Source organism: Dehalococcoidia bacterium (assembly GCA_030018455.1).
Lineage (GTDB): Bacteria > Chloroflexota > Dehalococcoidia > DSTF01 > JALHUB01 > JASEFU01.
In genome coordinates this window covers 227771-245892 of the sequence record JASEFU010000003.1, presented here as the reverse complement: position 1 = coordinate 245892, position 18122 = coordinate 227771, and the positions used below count along the sequence as shown (strand labels likewise).

The window sequence follows — 18122 nt, the reverse complement described above, 5'->3', positions numbered from 1 at the left end:
GTTTATCGATGTGCCCTTTTAGAAGGCTGCACCCGTCAACGCTTTGATTTCGGGCAGGGCAGCGCGGGCCGCTTCTTCGCCCCGTCTCATGCACATCTGCAGGTGGAAGGGAGAGTTGGCGCTGATCCGGATGACGTCGGGCCTGATGGTAACGTCCGCTTTGTGCTCGCTGTGCGGCGGGTTAAGGAGGGTGAACAGCAGGAACACCGCGGCGGCAAAGTTTCCGGGCCCCATGCGCCGCGCCGCGCCGCTCAATTGCCGCAGCGCCGCCCGTCCGAAGGGGCGAAGCGGGGCCGGCAGATTGATCGACTCGCCGAGAACGACGTCGATGATGCGCGCCGCCCCCATTCCCGCGGCGACATCGACGGGCGCCTGTTCCCAGAACCCGCCGTCCACCAGGTAGCGGTCGCCCCAGCGCACAGGCTGTGCCATGAGGGGCACGGCGATGCTTGCCTGCACCGCCCGGAGCAGCGGCCCGCTCCTGATGACGACGCGCCGCCGCTCGAAGAGGTCGGAGGCGACGGCGGCAAAGGGAAGGCGAAGGTCGGAGAACGTGAGGTCTTTCAGCAGGCTGTGGAACCCGCGCCCGATAAGACTGGCCGCGTCCAACCGGAGGCGGTGGGCGAAAAAGGCCAAAACGTCGCGCGGCGTGGTGGCGAGAACGTCCTCCTCCATTCGCTCGATGGGGTAGCCGGCGAGCCAGGCGGCCCCGTAGGCCGCGCCGATGCTCGCGCCCGCCACGCAGTCGATGGGCACGCCGGCCTCCTGCAACACCTTCAAGACGCCGACGTGGGCCGTGCCCTTCGTCCCGCCGGCGCCGAGGGCCAGTCCTATGCTCGGCCTACCGTTCTGTCCGGATGTCACCGCTTACCCCCTGGTCTGCGGCCGCTTGCCTGGATGAGGCGCCGCTCAAGCCACCAGCCAGATGCCGAGTATGCAGAGCAGGGTCCCGAGGATGACCAGCAGATTGATCCTCTCGTGGAGGAAGATAACGGCGAGGGGGAGAGCGAAGAGCGGCAGCGTCGAGGTCAGGATCGCCGTCTTGCCCGCGCCCGCCTCCTGCACGGCGAACACGTAGGCAATGCTACCCAGGCCGATGCCGAGTATGCCGCCGGCCGCAGTCGCCGTTAACCCACGCCATCCGTATCCGTGCGGCAAGACCCCTTTTCTTAAATAATATGCTACGGGCATCAATGCCGCCGAGGTCGCGGCGACGCGGACGCCGGCGGCGGCTACGGGCCCCAGATCTCCGGAGCCTGCCCTTAGCCAAGTGGTGGAGATGGCCCAAGCCACGGAGGCGAGGAGTATCAGGAAAAGCCCTATCTGCCAACCCGGCCGACGGTGCGCAAAGGTGGGTTGGGTCTCCAAGAATTGTCTTTCCCGGGCCGATCCTCCACGAACGAGCAGTGAGACGCCGGCCACGATCAGCGCCGTGCCCAAGAGAACTCTCCAAGTTATCTCTTCGTCGAGCCAGAAGGCGGCGATGAGGAAAGTGAGGAGCGGGTAGACGCTTATAGAGATGGGCACGGCGAGGGCGGCGCCGATGATCGCGAGGCTGGCGAAGTAGAGGCTATCGCCGACGCCCATGGCGAGGACGCCCGAGCCCACCATGGCGATGGCCGTCGCGGCGTTCATGTCTCGCACTTCGTCCATGGCGCCGGTGGCAACAACGGCGGCGATAAGGAAGAGGGCGGCGAAGGCGCTGCGGAGGGCGTTCAGCCGGATGGCGCCGAGTTTTCGTGTCTCCGCCGTGAGCATGACGGTGCTCACGGCCCACAAAGCCGCCGCTGACAGGGCAGCGACTTCGCCCGGCACTACGGGCCCCGATCCAGGCGGCGATTTCCGCTCACAGGCGGCTCCCTCTCGAATGAGCGGCAGGGCGCTAGGGCTAGGCCACGAGCTCCGGCGTGGGAGCGGGCCGCCGTCGTTGCAGCAGGAAGACTGCCGCAAGCGCCACTACGGAGACGGCTATCACCGCAAGCGCGATGAGCTGGGCCATCACGAGGCCGAGGACTATCTCCTTGTCGAGGCGGAGGAAGCTGAGCCAGAACCGCATGAACGAGTAGAGGATGGCGTAAGTGAAGAAGAGAAGCCCCTCCCGCTTGAAGACGCGGAACTTCCAGAGGCCGAGCAGCAGGAGGAGTATGAGAAGATCACCGGCCACCTCGTACGCGGTGACGAAGTGCATCGGGCCGCGGAAGAAGCTCAGACTGTTGACGTGCGTGTATTCGACGGCGAAGGGCAGGCTGCTCGGTTCGGCGTAGATGTCGCCGGCGATGACGCAACCCACGCGGCCGATGGCCTGGCCGAGGATCATGCCGAAAGCGGCGGCATCCAGTCCTCGGAAGATGGGCATCTTCTTCCACAAGCCGTATATGAGGGCGGCGCCGACGCCGAAGACGAGCGACCCGTAAAGCGAGATGCCCCCCTCGTTGATGCGGAACACGTCGAGGGGGCTGTCCGAGAAATTGCTCCAGTTCTCGGCGACGTGCAGCACGCGGGCGCCAACAATGCCGGCGGGAACGGCGATGAGGGCGATGGTGTATGCGTCGTCCTCGCTGAAGCCGGCGCGGCGGCCGAACCAGACGCCCAGCCAGACGCCGAGGCCGATGCCGAGGGCGATGAAGACGCCGTGCCACGTCAGCAGCAGGCCCCCGAGCCTGCCGATCTCGGGGTCAAGACCGATTTTGATTGTCAGCAGCAGAAGGTCCATTCCTCCCGTGTCTCCTCACCTATTCAGTTTAGGGCGCGAACGCCTTTTCGTACAAGGCGCGGCATTCCTGCGGCGAAAGCCCCTTCCCGAGATAGTCCTCCCGTACCCGTATCTCGAAATGCAGGTGCATTTCGCTCATAGGGTTGTCGATCGACTCCGGGGTCCCGGAGTTGCCCACGTATCCTATCAGGTCGCCCGCCTTGACCGACACTCCGGTTCTGATGCCGTCCGCGATCCGCCCGAGATGGGCGTAGCGGGTGACGACGCCGCCGCCGTGGTCGATCCAGACCTGGCGCCCGCGGAAAACGTCCAGCGCCTCTTCGTCGCACTGCCCCTTAGCGGCGATGCGCTCGTCGATCTCGGCCAGCTCTTCCGCCGTCAGGTCGTGGTAGTTGAGGTCGGCCCTGATCACCTTGCCTTCCTTCGCCGCCAGCACCTCCGTATCCATCCCTATGAGGACGCAGTTATCGGAATCGTAGAAATCGATCCCTTCGTGGATTCCCTGGCGGTACTCGCGGGGCGCGTTCGGCATGAGGTTGTCGCTGCTCGGCAGGCAGGCGCCGGCGATGGGGTAGCTGAAGCCGGTGAGGTCGGGCGTGGGCGAGGGAGCAATCGTAACGCCGGCGATGGTTACCCGGCTGTTGGGAGAAGAGTTATCGTCGCCGCCGCAGGAGATGAGCGCCGAAGCGAGAAAGAGCCCCGCTATCATTATCAGCAGTGGGCGTGTCAGGGTGACTCCTCCGATAGGGAAAGCGGTTGATTCTGTTCAAGGATAGCGGCGGTGGGTGGGAAAGGCAACCCAAGGAGCGTCGTCGTCCCGCTTCCGAGCGAGAGCCAATGGGAGTGCAGAGGGCGCTGCCCTCTGCCGGGCCTGCCGGCCGGCAGCCGGGGGTTTCAGGGGGTGTCCCCCTGAAAGGACTTTTCGCGGGCGGGAGGGTGGGAAGATCGGCGCTGATGTTGCGCCGCCGGCGGCCCACGCTCGTGAGTGGCCGCCTTCCGTTTCGGTCTTGCGCCGTCACTTTGCGTCGGATATTCGTCGAGCAGGGGAAGGTTCTCGAGCTAGGCGGTGTCGAGGTGCAGAGAGCCAGCAGGCTAGCTGACAGCGATGGCGGCGCCCACCAGGAACACCGCCTGCACACCCACCAGCGCCACCAGCAGCAGGTGCGAAACTATCCGCTCCCAGGCGTGGAACGCGAAGGCGAGCACGAGGTTCACCGCAAGCACGCCGAGCGCCGTCGTCGGCAGCGACAGCAGCTCGCTCTTCGAGGCGACGCGCGTCACCTCCAGCGGCGGGAACGACATCGCCAGGCTGTCCGGCAGCCCGGGATAGCGCGCGAAGACGAGGCCCAGCGTCGCCGCCCACACGGCTATCCCGGCAAGGGCAAGGCCGTGCGCAGTCCGGTCACTCCAGATGGGCTGCCCCACGAGGAAGGACCGCCGCGGCCGCTGGCGCAGGGCGATCTTGGGGCCTTCTTTCCGTCGCGCTTCCACCTCGGCGACGAACTCCTGCCGCTCCGAAAGCGAGACCGCGTACGTCTGCTGCGCCGTGACAACGTAGACCAGCTCTTCAGGGTTGCGGTGCGTCGCGTAGAAAAGGATGTCGCCGAAGCGCTCTATGTGGCTTCGTCCCACCTGGTGTCCGGGCCATGCGAGCCCCTCAAGTTTGGGAACCGCTTCCGAGTACGCCGTTTCGAGCTTCTCGATCTTATCCAGGGGGACGATCTGGCGAATGAAACCCCACTTGATCGCGAGGCCGTTGCGGTCGAGTTCGTAGCGGAGGGTGGCGCAGGCGTACGTCCAGTAAGCGAAGAGGCAGCCGAGGGCGAAGAAGACAGTCGCGAGCAGGTGACAGCCGAACGCGGAAAGCGAGACCTCCTGGGTGAGGCCGCGCGACACGAGGAGTCCCGCGAGCGCGAACGACCACAGCGCCGCCATGGCGCCGAGAGCTATCCCCACGCCTCGCCGCGGGCGGAAAGTGACCGGCGGTCTCGGGTCAGACAGGGGTGCACCAGGCGGCGTACTTTGCGTTTTCGCCACGGATAACCTCGAAATACAGCTTCTGGAGACGGTGCGTGACGTCGCCGGTCTGGCCGTTTCCGATGGGCCGGCGGTCGATGTCGACGACGGCAGTCACGTGGGCGGCGGTGCCCGTCATGAAGCACTCGTCGGCGACGTACAGCTCGCTGCGGTCGATGGGCCGCTCGATGGTCTCGATGCCCAGCTCGTCGCGGGCGAGGCGGATGACGGTGTCGCGCGTGATGCCGACGAGTATGTTATCGGAGGGCGGCGGCGTGACGAGGGCGCCGTTCATGACCAGGAATATGTTCTCGCCGCTTCCTTCCGAGACGTGGCCGTCGCGGTTGAGCAGTATCGCCTCGTCGAAGCCGTTCTCCTGCGCCTCCGTCTTGGCGAGAGCGGAGTTCACGTAGAGGCCCGTCACCTTGGCGCGCGCCGGAATGGCCATGTCGTCCACGCGCACCCACGACGACGTCATGCAGCGTATCCCCTTCTCGACGTCGAGGTAGGGGCCGAAGGGCGCCACATACATCAGGAGGTCGTCTTCGAGGTTGTGCATGCGCACGCCGATGACCTCCGAGCACTTGTAGGCGATGACGCGGAGGTATATGTCTTCGGTGTAGCCGCACATGCCGACCAGCTTGACGGCGATGTCGGACAGGTCGTCTTCGTTCCCGTCGACGGCTATCTTGAGGATGCGGCTGCTCTTGAACAGGCGGGTGAAGTGGTCGCGGAGGCGGAAAAGGAATATCTTCTCGTGGGCCTCGTTCCAGTTGCCGCGGATCCCCTCGAAGCAGCCGGTGCCGTAGTTGAAGGCGTGGGTCATCACGCCCACCTTCGCGTCGGCGAGCGGCACGAACTGCTTTCGTATGTAGGCGTAGGGTGTGGGCATACCCGTAGGCTCCTTTCGAGGGACGGTAGGTGCCATTATAGGGCGCATTCCCTGCCCCAGCAACCCCAGGCGGCGCGCACCGCAAACGGGTCCTCCCCCTGTTCCGGCTGGTTCTACCGTTGCGCGATTGACGGGGCCGCTTGGCGCCGTTTATGCTTCTCTTAGCAGACGGACCTGGAAACGCCCTCCCTTGAGCCGATTGACGAACCGATACCGCGTCGGCAACATCGACCTCATCGTCCTCTCCGACGGCTCGTTCTACCTCGACGCCGGCGCTACCTTTGGCCTCGTGCCCCGCGAGCGCTGGGAGCCGCTCGCCGGCCCCCTCGACGACCACCACCGTCTCACGCTCGGCCTCAACTGCCTGCTGTTCGAGTCGCAGGGGAAAAAGCTGCTGGTCGAAACCGGCGTCGGCGATAAGGCGGGCGGCATGCGGGAGCAGTCGTCGCCCGTCGAAGAAGGCAACTTGCTGAGCGACCTGCAGGCGAACCTGGGCGGGCCGGAGGAGATCGACGTCGTCATCAACACGCACCTGCACGCCGACCACTGCGGCTGGAACACGCGCTACGTCGACGACCGGCTCGTCCCCACCTTCCCGCGCGCCGAGTACGCGGTTCGCGAGAAGGAGTGGGAAGCGGCGACGCACCCCAACGAGCGCACGCGCGCGACGTACCTACCGGAGAACCTAGAGCCGGTGGCGGAAAGCGGCCGCCTCCGCCTGATCGACGGCGAGACGCGGATCACCGACGAGGTGACGGTGATCGCCACGCCCGGCCACAGCGAGGGGCACGGCAGCGTCGTCATCACCTCCGGCCGCGAGATGGCGATATACATCGGCGACCTCGTGCAGACGGCGGTGCAACTGGAGCGGACTGCCTGGGTCTCGGCGTTCGACGTGCTGCCGCTGATGTCGATGGAGACGAAGAAGCGGGTGGTCGAGCAGGCGATAAGGGAGAAGGCGCTGCTCATATGCGTACACCTGCCCTTTCCCGGCGTCGGACGCATGACGGCGACGCCCGACGGCAGACGGAAGTGGGCGCCCGTCTAGCAGGACGATATGGGCGACGAGAAGGACCTGCGGAAGAGCCCCCTGGAGAACCTGCACCGTCGCATGGGCGCGCGCATGACCGTCTTCGCCGGCTGGGAGATGCCGCTGCAATTCAAGGGAATCGTTGAGGAGCACCGGGCGGTCCGCTGGGCGGCCGGCATCTTCGACGTCTCCCACCTCGGGCGTCTGTTCGTGACCGGGCCGGACGCGGAATCGCTGCTGCGTCGTGCGTTTACCTTCGATGTCGCCCGCCTCGGACATGGGCGCGGCCATTACGCGCTGCTCTGCCGCGAGGACGGCGGGATCATCGACGACCTGTTCGTCTTCCGGCTGGAGGAGGGACGATATTTGGTCGCCGGTAACGCGGCGAACGCGGACCGCGATCGCGATCAGATAGCGCGGCTCGTTGAAGCGGGGATGACGGTGCGTCTCGACGACCGTCAGGCGCAGACGGTGATGCTGGCCGTGCAGGGGCCGCAGGCGAGAGGCCGGCTTTCCGAGGCGCTGGGGCGCGACCTCATAGAGCGGTTGCCCCGTCGCGGCTGCACGGAGTTCGAGCTGCTGGGGACGAAGGCGTTCGTATCGCGGAGCGGCTACACGGGCGAGGACGGCTTCGAGCTGATAACGTCGGTCACGGCTGGCCGGGCGCTGTGGGAGGGGTTGGTCGCGGGGGGTATGCAGCCGTGCGGCCTGGGCGCCCGCGACACGCTGCGGCTGGAGGCGGCGCTGCTGCTGCACGGCGCCGATATCGACACGTCGACCGATCCTTTCGAGGCGGGCCTGGAGTGGGTGGTCGACCTCGGCGGCGACAGGTGGTTCGTGGGCAAGGAGGCGCTGCTTAGGCGACGCGAACGCGGCCCCGAGCGCCGCCTCGTCTGCCTGCGGGCGGCGACGGGAGGGATCATGCGGGCGGGCCACGCGATACTGCGGGACAGCGAGGTAGTGGGCGCGCTGACGAGCGGCGGCTTCTCGCCGACGCTGGGGGTGAGCATTGGGATGGGCTACGTGCCGGTCGCGCTGTCGGAAGAAGGGACGCGACTGGATGTCGACGTGCGGGGAAAGCGGCTGGCGGCGGAGGTGGTGGGGCGGCCGTTCTACAGGCGGCCACAATAGGGGGCAGGCAATCCCGATGTGGCTCTTGGGCCGAAAGGGATTTGCGTGGTTCGATGCTCGAAGGCCCTGCACTTCGTCTTCCGTTGTCGCCTGGGGTGGCCGCTGCCGCTGCTCTCAACATGAACGTTTATCTTCCCACCCGCCCACCCACAGGCGTATTCTCAGATCCAATATCAGGGGCGCATCCCCTGAGACCCCTGCCTGAGGGGGACGATCCCCCTCGGGACTCCCCTTTTCCGGGGAGGTGAGGAGGCCGGTATGACTGAGAGTCCGAAGGACCTGAAGTACACGCGGGAGCACGAGTGGGTGCGCCTGGAGGACGGCGCCGCCGTCGTCGGCATCACCGACTACGCGCAGGAGCAATTGGGCGACCTGGTCTATTTCGACCTGCCGGAGCCGGGGACCGAGCTGCGGCAGTTCGAGAAACTGGGCGAAGCGGAGTCGGTGAAGGCGGTATCCGACCTGTTCGCGCCCCTTAGCGGTGAGGTCATCGAGGTCAACGAGAGCGCGCGCGAGTCGCCGGAGATCGTCAACAGCGACCCCTATGGCGAAGGGTGGCTCGTCAGGATGAGCGTCGCCGACTTCTCAGAGTTGGAGAAGCTGCTCACCGCTGAGGAGTACGACGCGCTCATCGCCGCGGAAAGCGAGGAGTAGGCCGGGTTGTCGCGGAACCCGTACGTCCCCAACACCGAAGAAGACCGCCGGGCGATGCTGCGGGTCATCGGCGCGCGTTCGGTCGACGAATTGTTCGACGACATTCCCGCGCAGCACCGCGACCCGCCGCTCGACCTGCCGCCGCCGCTAAGCGAAATCGAGTTGCGCCGTGAGCTCTCGACGCTTGCGGCGCGAAACCGGCCCGCGGGCGAGATGCCGTGCTTCCTCGGCGCCGGCTCGTACCGTCACTTCATCCCCGCCGTCGTCAATCACATAATCAGCCGCGGCGAGTTCGCCACTCCCTACACGCCCTATCAGCCGGAGGTAAGCCAGGGGACGCTGCAGACTATCTTCGAGTTCCAGTCGCTGGTCTGTGAGTTGACGGGCATGGAAGTAGCGAACGCAGGGATGTACGACGGCGCGAGCGCGCTGGCCGAGGCCTGCCTGATGGCGGCGTCGATCGCAGGCCGCGACCGCATCGCCCTGCTTTCGACGGCGCACCCGCATTGCCAGGACGTCGTGCGGACGTACGCCGCCGGTCGGGGGCTGGGCGTGGACGTGATGGAGCCGGAAGCGGTGGCGCTGGAAGGCGGGCACGCCTGCCTGGCCGTGCAGCAGCCGAACTTCTTCGGCTACCTCGAAGATGCGCGCTCACTCGGCGAGGCGGCGCGGGCGAACGGCTCGCTGTACGTGGTTGCCGTCGACCCCATATCGTTGGGGCTGTTCCGTCCCCCGGGCGACTACGGGGCGGATATCGTCGTGGCCGAGGGGCAGCCGCTGGGCATACCGATGAGCTTCGGCGGGCCGTATGTGGGGTTGTTCGCGACGCGAGAGCGCTACCTGCGCAGGATGCCGGGCCGCATTGTCGGGCGAACGCGCGACTCCGAAGGCCGCACGGGGTATGTGCTGACGCTACAGGCGCGCGAGCAGCACATACGGCGCGAGCGTGCGACGTCGAACATCTCGTCGAACGAGCAGCTTGCGGCGCTGGCGGTGACGGTCTACCTGTGCGCGCTCGGGCCGCAGGGTCTGCGGAGGGTGGCCGAGCACTGCTATCGGAAGTCGCAGTTTGCGGCGGCCGCGATAGCGTCGCTGCCCGGCTACTCGCTGCCCCTGAGGGGGACGTTTTTCAAGGAATTTGTCGTCCGGTGCCCGCGGCCGCCGCAAACAATCAACGCCGCCCTCCTCGAACGCGGCATCATCGGCGGCCTCGACGTCTCCCATCGTATCGAAAACGGCATGCTCCTCTGCGTCACCGAGATGAACACCCGCGGCGAGATCGACTCGCTTGTCGCGGCGCTCGAGGAGATCGGGCGATGAACGGCGCCGCAAGCATCGGAGACCGGCTCAGCTTCGATCTCAGCCGTCCGGGCCGCACCGCGGTCACGCTGCCCGAGCTCGACGTGCCGGAAGCGCCCCTGCCGCCCTCCGCGCTCCTGCGCGACAAGCTCAACCTGCCCGAGCTGTCGCAACCCGGCCTCGTCCGCTACTTCACCGACCTCTCGCACCTCAACTTCTGCGTCGATTGCATCTTCTATCCCCTCGGCAGTTGCACGATGAAGTACAACCCCAAGGTGCACGAGGAGCTGGCGGGCCTGCCGGGTTTCGCGCAGCTTCACCCGCTCCAGCCGTCGGAGACGGCGCAGGGCGCGCTCGCCCTCATGTTCGAGCTGCAACGGCTGCTGGCGGAGATCACGGGCATGGACGCCGTCTCGCTCGCGCCGGCGGCGGGCGCGCACGGCGAGCTCGCCAGCATTCTGACGATAAAGGCGTACCTGCGGAGTCGAGGCGAGTCGCGGCGGCGCGTGCTCGTGCCCGACTCCGCCCACGGGACGAACCCCGCGACGGCAGCGATGGGCGGCTTCGAGGTCGTCTCCGTAGCGTCCGATTCGCAGGGGAATACGGACGTCCCCGCGCTCGCCGCTGCCCTGGGCGACGACGTGGCGGCCGTGATGCTGACGCAGCCCAACACGCTCGGCCTCTTCGACACGAACATCCTGCAGATCGCGGCGATGGTGCATGATCGGGGCGCGCTCCTCTACTGCGACGGCGCCAACCTCAACGCCCTCCTCGGCCGCGTGAAAGTGGGCGATCTCGGCTTCGACGTCGTCCACACGAACCTGCACAAGACGTTCAGCACCCCGCACGGCGGCGGCGGCCCCGGCTCCGGCCCCATCGCCGTGAAGGCGCCGCTCGCCCCGTTCCTGCCCGCGCCCCAGGTGACGCGCCGCGACGACAACAGCTTCGTACTGACGGAGCCGGAGCGCAGCATCGGCAGGATGGGGCTGTTCCACGGCAACTTCGGCGTCATGGTCAGGGCGTACGCCTACATCCGCAGCCTTGGCGCGGAAGGCCTGCGCGAGGTGAGCGAGAGCGCTGTCATCAACGCCAACTACCTGCTGGCCCGCCTTCGCAGCGCCTACCGCCTCCCCTGCGACCGCCGCTGCCTGCACGAGGTCGTCCTTTCGGCGTCGCGGCAGAAGGCGCACGGCGTGCGCGCCCACGACATCGCCAAGCGGCTCATCGACTACGGCTCCCACCCGCCGACGATGTACTTCCCGCTGATCGTTGACGAGGCGTTGATGATCGAGCCGACGGAGACGGAGAGTAAGGAGACGCTCGACGCCTTCTGCGAGGCGATGCTGGCGATCGCGCGCGAGGCGGAAGATGAGCCGTCGCTGCTGCGCGAGGCGCCGCACAACGCCCCCCTGCGCCGTCTCGATGAGGCGACGGCAGCGCGCCGGCCCGTGCTCCGCTGGCGAAAGGACGAGACGCCGCAGGACCAGCGCTAATCTCCAGGCGCCCACCGGTCACGATTCCCTTCTCACACAGCCTGTCAATGATCGTCAGGCGCCCCGGCGGCCGGCCGGCCTCGATTCTCGGTCCGCGTGTCGCGGCGTAAGGGAACCGCAGGGAAAGCGACGGCCGGGCGTCAAGCGTCTCGCTGCGCTCTCGGCTATCAATGAGATTGACGCGCCGTCTGTAATGATTCCGGCACGTTTGCGGTCAGTCGGAGCGTGGTGTCCGTAGCTATTATTCAAGAAGAAGACTGCGAGGCGGCAGCAGGGCGACGGCTGCTCCGTGACGCAAAGACTAACGACGAGGAGGGAATTGAGGGATGAGAGCCATCGCTGGAAGCGCTTTCTTCGTGGCCCGCGCTGTCGCGCTGGTCGTCCTGTTCTTGTTGTTCGCGGTGAGTTGCGGGGGAGCGGAGGACGAGGAGTCGACACCCTCACCGACGCCGCCCGCCGGCGCGACGGCGACGGCTCCACCCGAGGCGTCGCCCACGAGCGTCTCCGGCGAGCAGCCCCAGGACGCCGAATTCCGCGCCTTCGCGGCGGACCTGGATACAGCAATAAAGACGCAGCCGGTCGATTTCCTGCGCGAGAGGATGCGGACGAGGCACATCGTCTGCCGGCAGGAGGACGTGGAGCCGCGGGGCCCCGGCGGGCCGGCCTGCGAATCGGTCGGACAGGAGTTCGACGGCTTCGAGGTGTCGGCTTGGCGCTCCGAGGGGGCGACCGTGCCCGTCGAGACGGCGGTGCGCGGCCTCGACGCCTTCTTCAGCGGAACGCTGCCTGACGAAAGCGATGCGTTCGGCGGCGGCGAGCCCCAGGTGTACGCGCTGAACGTCGGCGGCGGCCGGTACGACGCCATCGTCACCGCCATCATCGAGCGCCCCACCGACATCGCCGGCGAGGGGCCGCTTCGCGTGGCCCTCAACACGTCCTGGGCCTTCGAGGAGGGACGCTGGCTGCTGACGGGCGTCATGTACGCGTACGTTCTGGCCGACGAGCTACTAACGCCGGCGCTGGAAGCGCGGGGACTGTTCCCCAACTGGGAGCGCTTTGGCGACGGATAACGGGTTTTCGCGGCGAGAAAGAGAAATGACGAAATGGGGGCGAAAAAGCTCTACACGCTCGTTAACTAATTTCGCTTTCGAGCGTTGTAGCAGGTGCGAAATCGGGAACGGGGTTCCAGCGGGAGGCGGCGTGATGGCAGCAAGAGCGGCCTGTTTGCTGACGGCAACGCTGGTCGCGCTCGTTCTTGGCACCGGCCCGCGGCTCATCATCGCTCAGACGCCGGAGGCGGCGACTCCAACGCCCGCCCCGGAAGCGACCGCCTCCGGCCTGAGGCTCGAGCATGAGTGCTCCCCCAACGTAATGCGGCCTAACGAGTGGACGGTGGTCGAGTGTGTTACGCGCTACATCAATGAGTCGGACGAGGCGCGGCCCGCCGGTCGGGTTGAAATCGTGCCCGCCACCGCCGGCCCGGCCGTCGAGACGTTCTTCATCGAAGTGCGGCGCAACGGAGAGCTGCTGCCGGTCGCGGCCTCGCCAACATCGTTCGAGGGGGAAGGGATCCCACCTCATCAGACGGTGGAATCGAGGGCCGTGCTGCTGATGAACATGCGGGCGGAAGGGGAATCGAGGTCGGAACTGCGGGTGGTTTCGCATGAGGGTGTAGTGGCGGCATCGACCCCGCTGGTCTTCGTCGGCGACCCGTCGGCCGCCGACCCGCCGAAAGAGCTTTCGACGTTCCGGCGGTTCTGGGGCGTCGGCCGGCAGGCCATTTACGTCGTAACCCTGAAGAACACATCGGCGTCCGAGGCGACGGGTCTCCTGCTGACTGTCCGCCACGACGGCCCGGTCGCCCTGACGGAGGCCGATCCGGCAGCCAGCAGCGTCGTCCCCGCCGCCGGCCTTGCCTCCTGGGACCTCTCCTCGTTTGGCGCCCTTGCCCCTGGCGAATCGATCGACGTCTTCAGGGCGTCTTACGGGCTCAAAGCAGATGCCGATTGCGGCAGCGTAACGGCGGCGGCAGTGGTGAAGGCGACGGTGGGCGGCGTCGAGAGGGCGTACGCGGTGGCGCCGATGAACAGCGGCTGGTTTGGCGAGTGCGGCCCGCCCGACGGTACCGGCGCGGGCGGGGACGAACAGCCGGGCGAGACCGGTGAGGGCTCGGTGACGCTGCCGGCGACAGGGCAGGCGGGCGAGGGCGGCGCAGGCGGCTCGAACGCAGAGGCAACGCTGCTGGCGGCGCTCGGCATCTCGCTGCTGGCGACGGGAATGGTTGTGCGGAAGTTGCTTGCGGCCAAACGCCGCATCGGCAGGGGGACGTATCTGGCCCGCCTGGCCGGCAGGCAGGCTTGCGCGCCGGCGGCGCATGAGCAGCGCCACCGGTAACCTTCCCGGCTGCACCATGAAATTCTGCAGCCAATCGGCGCCATGGGTTAACCGGCGTTTCGGGCAGAGTCGAGCGGCGTCCGCTTATCTGTTTACTGTCCGTTGACAGATCGCCCCAGCGAGCGTAGGGAAAGCGTAAGGAATCAGCAGGCGAGCCGTCCGGCAGATGGAAACTCGGCAACGGTACACTGGCGCAAAGGACACGGGGAGATGGGACCGATGAGGACAAGACGACCGTTTCCAGCCGCTCTTCTCTGCGCCGCGTCGCTCCTTCTGCTGCTGCCCGCCCTCGGTTCCGCGAACTGCGAGAGCCCGGCCGACACCATCGCGCCACAGCCGCCGGCCGCTAGCAACCTCGGGAAGGTGGCATACGAGCTCGACGGCGTAATCTACGTGAAGGACCTGCCCGACGGCGAGCCGCGCCGAGTGACTGTTGCCACGAAGCCGCGCTGGTCGCCGTCCGGCGAATCGTTGTCGTTCGAGAGGGACGGCGCTATGTGGGAGGTGCGTGAGGACGGCTCAGGCGAGCAGCTTCTGCCGCAAGAGACGCCGTCGCCGGAAGAGGACGAGCGCGTGAGTCCGGACGGGAAGCACCGCGCGTACGTCGAGGCCGTGGCTGACGAAAGCAGCCCGTTCCGCCGCTACCACAGGCTCATGCTGGAGGACATGAGCACAGGCGAGGTCATGACGCTCCACGAGTCGAAGTACAGCGGCATCGTGCTGGAGGGCTGGACCGCGGACAGCAAGTACGTCCTCTTCTGGGACGACATCCAGTTCTCGGCGTCGCTCATGGCCGACGGCACGAACCTCATGGCGGTCCCCGTCGCCGGAGGCGAGCCGCGTCCCCTCTACCTCGGCCTGACACGGCCGGGAATGGTGTCGCCGGCGCCCGGCGGGTCGATGTTGGCGGTGACGGAGGGCGTCGGCCGCGCAAGCTGGACCGACAAGCGGATCGCGCTGGTCAACGTCGAAACCGGGGAAGTGACGCCGCTCACCGCGGCCGACAAGGCGTCGCTGGAGCCGGCCTGGTCGCCGGACGGGCACCGCATCGCCTTCGTCTCGCAGCCCGAAAACACGGCGGGGCTTGCGTCCGGCCTGATCCCCGAGCTTACGCGCGACAGGCGAATATGGGTGATGAATAGCGACGGCAGCGATCAGCGCCCCCTGACCGGCGACCCCGCGTACCGCGATGAGCGGCCGCTGTGGTCGCGCGATGGCCAGTGGCTGCTGTTCCCGCGGCTGGACGAAGACATGCGGGCTTCGTTGTGGCTCGTCCCTTCCGATGGCGGTGAGCCGCAGCGCGTCGTCGATGAGCTGGGCCCCGCCGGGATACTGGACTACTACGGCCTCATCTTCTGGGACAGCATGTACGACTGGTGGCAACCGCCCGAACCGGAGCCGCAGTCGTGCGTGCTGCGGCGCTAAGGCGGGGTCTAACGCTGCAGACGGGGGACGGTAAGCTGGCCGTGGGGTAGGGCGGCGACGCTGGGCTTACGTCCCCCGTTCTTCGCCCTCAGAAGCGATCTAACGGTCTCGGTAACGTCCTCACTGTGACGCAGGTGCGCCTGCCCCTCGATAACATCTCGCGGTAGACAGGAGTGCACGTAGATGTCGGCCTTCTCCGCGACCATGGCGATGCACTGCACGCCCCACTGTTCGTCGGCCGCGAAGCCCGGCCGCCGTATCTTCTCCATCAGAGCGGGGAATGACCGCTCGCTCGTCAGCAGGCGCGAGAAGTCGTCGTTCCCCAGCCCTTCGGCGCACTCGGCGGCGAGGACGATGGCGCCGCCCGGCCGCACGGCCTGCGCCGCCACCGACATCGCTTTCATCGACTGGTAGAGGTTGATGTCGGCGGGCCAGCCCATGTTCGTCGCCACGACGACGTCGTACAGGTGCGGGATCGTGGTCAGCGCCTGCGCGGCGGCCTGCGCTATAGCTGCATCGTGCGCAGCAGCAAGCTCTCCCGCGAAGACGCCGGTTATCTCCTTCCGCTCGTTCAGCGTCACGTTGACGATGAAAGCGGGCGCGGTGGCGAGAGCGACGCGGCGGACCTGCTCGAAGATGGGGTTGCCCTCGGCGCAGCACCAGGTCGCGCGGGGGTGCGAGAGCATGTCGACGCCGTGGTTCTTCAGGACCGTCTCGGCGCCCGCGAGGCCGGGAAGCGCCGCCTTGCCGCCGCCGGAGTAGCCGGCGAAGATGTGCGGCTCCACGAAGCCGGTGAGCACCTTTACGCCCGCCTCCAGGTACTCGCGGTTGAGCCAGAAGTCCTCGCCGTCGACTTCGATGCGGCCGAGCGTCGAGGGGTCGCGGGCATCGTGGTTGACGATGCGGTATTCGCGCACGACGTCCTCGCCCAGCATCGACGCTAGCTCCTCGCGGGTATTGGCGCGGTGCATCCCCGTTCCGTTGATGACGACAACGCGCTCGCGGGGAACGCCGGCCGCGGCAATCGTCTCAAGGACGGGTGGCAGGAGAACCCGGTTGGGCACGGGGCGGGTGATGTCGCTGATGACGATTGCGACGCTGTTATGGGGCGAGAGCAGGTCGCGCAGAGGAGGCGAGTTCAGGGGCCGTCGCAGCGCCAGGCGCACCGCCTCTTCGGGCACGGCGAGAGCGGTCGACCGGGACGGCAGGAGGACATGGGTGTCGTCGGGCAGCTCGACACCCAGCACTCCTCGGCCGTAAGGAAGATCGAGTTTCAACGTGTCCCTTTCGTGGCGGGCTTTCGGCGATGGTAATCGTACGTTGGACGCCTTCTAGAATCAACGCGTTTGTGGCGTCCCGCCCGGGTGGACCGTCTCGTCTGGCCCCGAAGAGCCGCCGGTGCTATCATCTGTCCGGCTTGAAGCGGGTTAAGCGGCGAGCCGTCTGAAAGGGGTCGGGTGCGAATGACTCTGGAAAGCCTAGCGCTGAAAGACAAGGTGGCCGTGGTGACGGGCGCCGGACGCGGGCTGGGGAAGGAAATGGCGCTGGCGCTGGCGAAAGCGGGAGCGCACATCGTGGCGGCGGCGCGCACGCAGGCCCAGATCGACGGAACGGCGCACGACGTGAACGCCCTCGGAGCGGGGCAGCGGGCGATCGCCGTGAGGACGGACGTCCGCGACCCGGAGCAGGTGGAACGCCTGGTTGCCCGCGCGCGCGAGGAGTTCGGGCGCGTGGACATCATGCTCGCCAACGCCGGCATCGGCGAGGCGAGAGGGATGGGCAAGCCGGTCTGGGAGATTTCGGACGAGGACTGGCAGGACTCGCTGGCGGTGAACCTGTCGAGCGCGTTCTACTGCGCCCGCGCGGCGGCGAAGCTCATGGTCGAGCAGGGCGGCGGCGTAATCATCAACGTGTCGTCGGGGACGGCGCTGCGCGGCTTCCCGCAGGACATGGCGTACAGCGCGGCGAAAGCGGGCGTCATCTCATTCACAAAGTCGTTGGCGCTGATGCTCGTGCGCGAGAACGTGCGCGTCAACTGCATCATCCCCGGCTTCGTGTCGCAGGCGCCGCCGGCGAACGAGCAGGAGGCGGAGGCGCGGCGACAGCGGGGCCGCTTCATTCCGGTGCAGCGCCTCGGCGAGGCGTGGGAGCTGGGGCCGCTGGCGGTCTTCCTTGCCTCCGACGCTTCGAGCTATATTACCGGCCAGGGCTTTGTTGTCGACGGCGGCGGGCTGGCGAACGCTTACGCCCCTGTCGGCTTCGTCCCCCACGTGACGCTGTAAGGAGGTCGCAGAATGGCAGTCGAAGGGTTCGACCTTTCGGGCAAGAATGCCCTGGTGATAGGTGCCGGATCGAGCGTGGGCCGGGCGATAGCGCTCGCCCTCGCCGAGGCGGGGGCGCGCGTGACCGTCGCTTCGGCGGGCGAGAGCAAGGACGACGTGGCGGCAGCCGAGGAGACGGCGCGTCAGCTTGCCGCCCGCGGGCAGAACACGACCGCAAAGCGCCTCAATCCTATCGCTCTCGACAGAGTAGAGGCGATCGTCGCTGATGCGGCGTCGGAGATGGGGAGCATCGACATCCTTGTCAACTGCTGTGACCTCTTTATGGCCAAGCCCGTTGCGGAGATAACTGCGGGCGAGTGGGACAAAGTGCTGCGGCTAAACCTCGATAGCGTCTTCTTCGCCTGCAAGGCGGTAGGGCCGCTCATGCTCAGGCAGAAGAGGGGTCGGATCATCAACGTCGCGTCCGGACTGGGCGAGCGCGGCCTGCCCAACTGCTCGGCGTACTGCGCGGCCAAGGGCGGCGTCCTCAACCTGTCGCGGGCGCTGGCGCAGGAGTGGGCGGCGCAGGGTATCACGGTGAATTGCATCGCTCCGGCGTGGATGGAGGACACGCCGGGGCTGGGCGACCCCAACCCGGAGGCGAACCGCCTCATCCGCTTCATCCCTATGCGACGCCCGGGCAAGCCGGAAGAAGTGGGCCCGCTCGCCGTCTACCTCGCGTCCGACTCCGCGGGTTACATGACCGGCCGGACCCTCTTCGTCGACGGCGGTCTGCTGGCCCACCTGTAATCGA

At 67.1% G+C, this 18122-nt stretch carries 17 protein-coding genes; 10 read left to right on the top strand and 7 right to left on the bottom strand.

Features of this window, described 5'->3' with window-relative positions; translation table 11 throughout:
* Positions 1-18 precede the first annotated feature (18 nt).
* The 6 genes from QME71_06395 to QME71_06370 form a co-directional block, all read right to left on the bottom strand.
* Positions 19-864, bottom strand: coding sequence for a patatin-like phospholipase family protein (locus QME71_06395; GenBank protein ID MDI6857927.1), 846 nt, complete (start codon positions 862-864; stop codon positions 19-21).
* Positions 865-909: 45 nt separating this feature from the next.
* Positions 910-1815 carry a DMT family transporter gene (locus QME71_06390; GenBank protein MDI6857926.1) on the bottom strand — a complete coding sequence of 302 codons (906 nt, stop codon included), beginning with the start codon at positions 1813-1815 and terminating at the stop codon, positions 910-912.
* 73 nt (positions 1816-1888) lie between these two features.
* Positions 1889-2713, bottom strand: coding sequence for a prolipoprotein diacylglyceryl transferase (locus QME71_06385; protein MDI6857925.1), 825 nt, complete (start codon positions 2711-2713; stop codon positions 1889-1891).
* 28 nt (positions 2714-2741) lie between these two features.
* Positions 2742-3422, bottom strand: a complete 681-nt coding sequence (locus tag QME71_06380) for a M23 family metallopeptidase (GenBank protein MDI6857924.1) — start codon at positions 3420-3422, stop codon at positions 2742-2744.
* A gap of 383 nt (positions 3423-3805) precedes the next feature.
* A complete protein-coding gene (locus QME71_06375) occupies positions 3806-4669 on the bottom strand; it encodes a PH domain-containing protein (GenBank protein MDI6857923.1) in 864 nt (287 codons plus the stop codon).
* 37 nt (positions 4670-4706) lie between these two features.
* Positions 4707-5621: a branched-chain amino acid transaminase gene (locus tag QME71_06370; protein ID MDI6857922.1), complete on the bottom strand. Its 915-nt coding sequence runs from the start codon at positions 5619-5621 to the stop codon at positions 4707-4709.
* A gap of 199 nt (positions 5622-5820) precedes the next feature.
* Here QME71_06370 and QME71_06365 point away from each other — a divergent pair, with 199 nt between their 5' ends.
* From QME71_06365 to QME71_06330, 8 genes are all read left to right on the top strand, one after another.
* Positions 5821-6669 carry an MBL fold metallo-hydrolase gene (locus tag QME71_06365; protein MDI6857921.1) on the top strand — a complete coding sequence of 283 codons (849 nt, stop codon included), beginning with the start codon at positions 5821-5823 and terminating at the stop codon, positions 6667-6669.
* Between the two features lie 9 nt (positions 6670-6678).
* Entirely contained in the window at positions 6679-7782 is a 1104-nt protein-coding gene (gene gcvT, locus QME71_06360) for a glycine cleavage system aminomethyltransferase GcvT (GenBank protein MDI6857920.1), read from the top strand.
* Between the two features lie 258 nt (positions 7783-8040).
* A complete protein-coding gene (gene gcvH, locus QME71_06355) occupies positions 8041-8436 on the top strand; it encodes a glycine cleavage system protein GcvH (GenBank protein ID MDI6857919.1) in 396 nt (131 codons plus the stop codon).
* Positions 8437-8442: 6 nt separating this feature from the next.
* Positions 8443-9756 (top strand): aminomethyl-transferring glycine dehydrogenase subunit GcvPA, encoded by a 1314-nt coding sequence (gcvPA, locus tag QME71_06350; GenBank protein ID MDI6857918.1) that lies wholly within the window; start codon positions 8443-8445, stop codon positions 9754-9756.
* On the top strand, positions 9753-11228 hold the full coding sequence (gene gcvPB / locus QME71_06345) for an aminomethyl-transferring glycine dehydrogenase subunit GcvPB (GenBank protein MDI6857917.1): 1476 nt from the start codon (positions 9753-9755) through the stop codon (positions 11226-11228). Before gcvPA ends, gcvPB begins: the two co-directional genes overlap by 4 nt.
* A 326-nt stretch (positions 11229-11554) precedes the next feature.
* Positions 11555-12298, top strand: coding sequence for a hypothetical protein (locus tag QME71_06340; GenBank protein ID MDI6857916.1), 744 nt, complete (start codon positions 11555-11557; stop codon positions 12296-12298).
* Between the two features lie 133 nt (positions 12299-12431).
* Positions 12432-13622, top strand: a complete 1191-nt coding sequence (locus tag QME71_06335; GenBank protein MDI6857915.1) for a hypothetical protein — start codon at positions 12432-12434, stop codon at positions 13620-13622.
* 219 nt (positions 13623-13841) lie between these two features.
* On the top strand, positions 13842-15047 hold the full coding sequence (locus QME71_06330; GenBank protein MDI6857914.1) for a hypothetical protein: 1206 nt from the start codon (positions 13842-13844) through the stop codon (positions 15045-15047).
* 8 nt (positions 15048-15055) lie between these two features.
* On the opposite strand, the gene larA is transcribed toward QME71_06330, so the two are convergent.
* On the bottom strand, positions 15056-16324 hold the full coding sequence (larA, locus tag QME71_06325; protein ID MDI6857913.1) for a nickel-dependent lactate racemase: 1269 nt from the start codon (positions 16322-16324) through the stop codon (positions 15056-15058).
* Positions 16325-16510: 186 nt separating this feature from the next.
* Here larA and QME71_06320 point away from each other — a divergent pair, with 186 nt between their 5' ends.
* Complete coding sequence (locus QME71_06320; protein ID MDI6857912.1) at positions 16511-17329, top strand: glucose 1-dehydrogenase; 819 nt, start codon at positions 16511-16513, stop codon at positions 17327-17329.
* Positions 17330-17341: 12 nt separating this feature from the next.
* A complete protein-coding gene (locus QME71_06315; GenBank protein MDI6857911.1) occupies positions 17342-18118 on the top strand; it encodes an SDR family oxidoreductase in 777 nt (258 codons plus the stop codon).
* The last annotated feature ends 4 nt before the right edge of the window (positions 18119-18122 follow it).

What these genes read in the sequence shown, in the direction of transcription:
- QME71_06385 (MDI6857925.1), bottom strand. Translation starts at nt 2,713, where the DNA reads ATGGACCTTCTGCTGCTGACAATCAAAATCGGTCTTGACCCCGAGATC.
- QME71_06380 (MDI6857924.1), bottom strand. Translation starts at nt 3,422, where the DNA reads ATGATAGCGGGGCTCTTTCTCGCTTCGGCGCTCATCTCCTGCGGCGGC.
- QME71_06370 (MDI6857922.1), bottom strand. Translation starts at nt 5,621, where the DNA reads ATGCCCACACCCTACGCCTACATACGAAAGCAGTTCGTGCCGCTCGCC.
- gcvT (MDI6857920.1), top strand. Translation starts at nt 6,679, where the DNA reads ATGGGCGACGAGAAGGACCTGCGGAAGAGCCCCCTGGAGAACCTGCAC.
- gcvH (MDI6857919.1), top strand. Translation starts at nt 8,041, where the DNA reads ATGACTGAGAGTCCGAAGGACCTGAAGTACACGCGGGAGCACGAGTGG.
- gcvPB (MDI6857917.1), top strand. Translation starts at nt 9,753, where the DNA reads ATGAACGGCGCCGCAAGCATCGGAGACCGGCTCAGCTTCGATCTCAGC.
- QME71_06340 (MDI6857916.1), top strand. Translation starts at nt 11,555, where the DNA reads ATGAGAGCCATCGCTGGAAGCGCTTTCTTCGTGGCCCGCGCTGTCGCG.
- QME71_06335 (MDI6857915.1), top strand. Translation starts at nt 12,432, where the DNA reads ATGGCAGCAAGAGCGGCCTGTTTGCTGACGGCAACGCTGGTCGCGCTC.
- QME71_06330 (MDI6857914.1), top strand. Translation starts at nt 13,842, where the DNA reads ATGAGGACAAGACGACCGTTTCCAGCCGCTCTTCTCTGCGCCGCGTCG.
- QME71_06320 (MDI6857912.1), top strand. Translation starts at nt 16,511, where the DNA reads ATGACTCTGGAAAGCCTAGCGCTGAAAGACAAGGTGGCCGTGGTGACG.
- QME71_06315 (MDI6857911.1), top strand. Translation starts at nt 17,342, where the DNA reads ATGGCAGTCGAAGGGTTCGACCTTTCGGGCAAGAATGCCCTGGTGATA.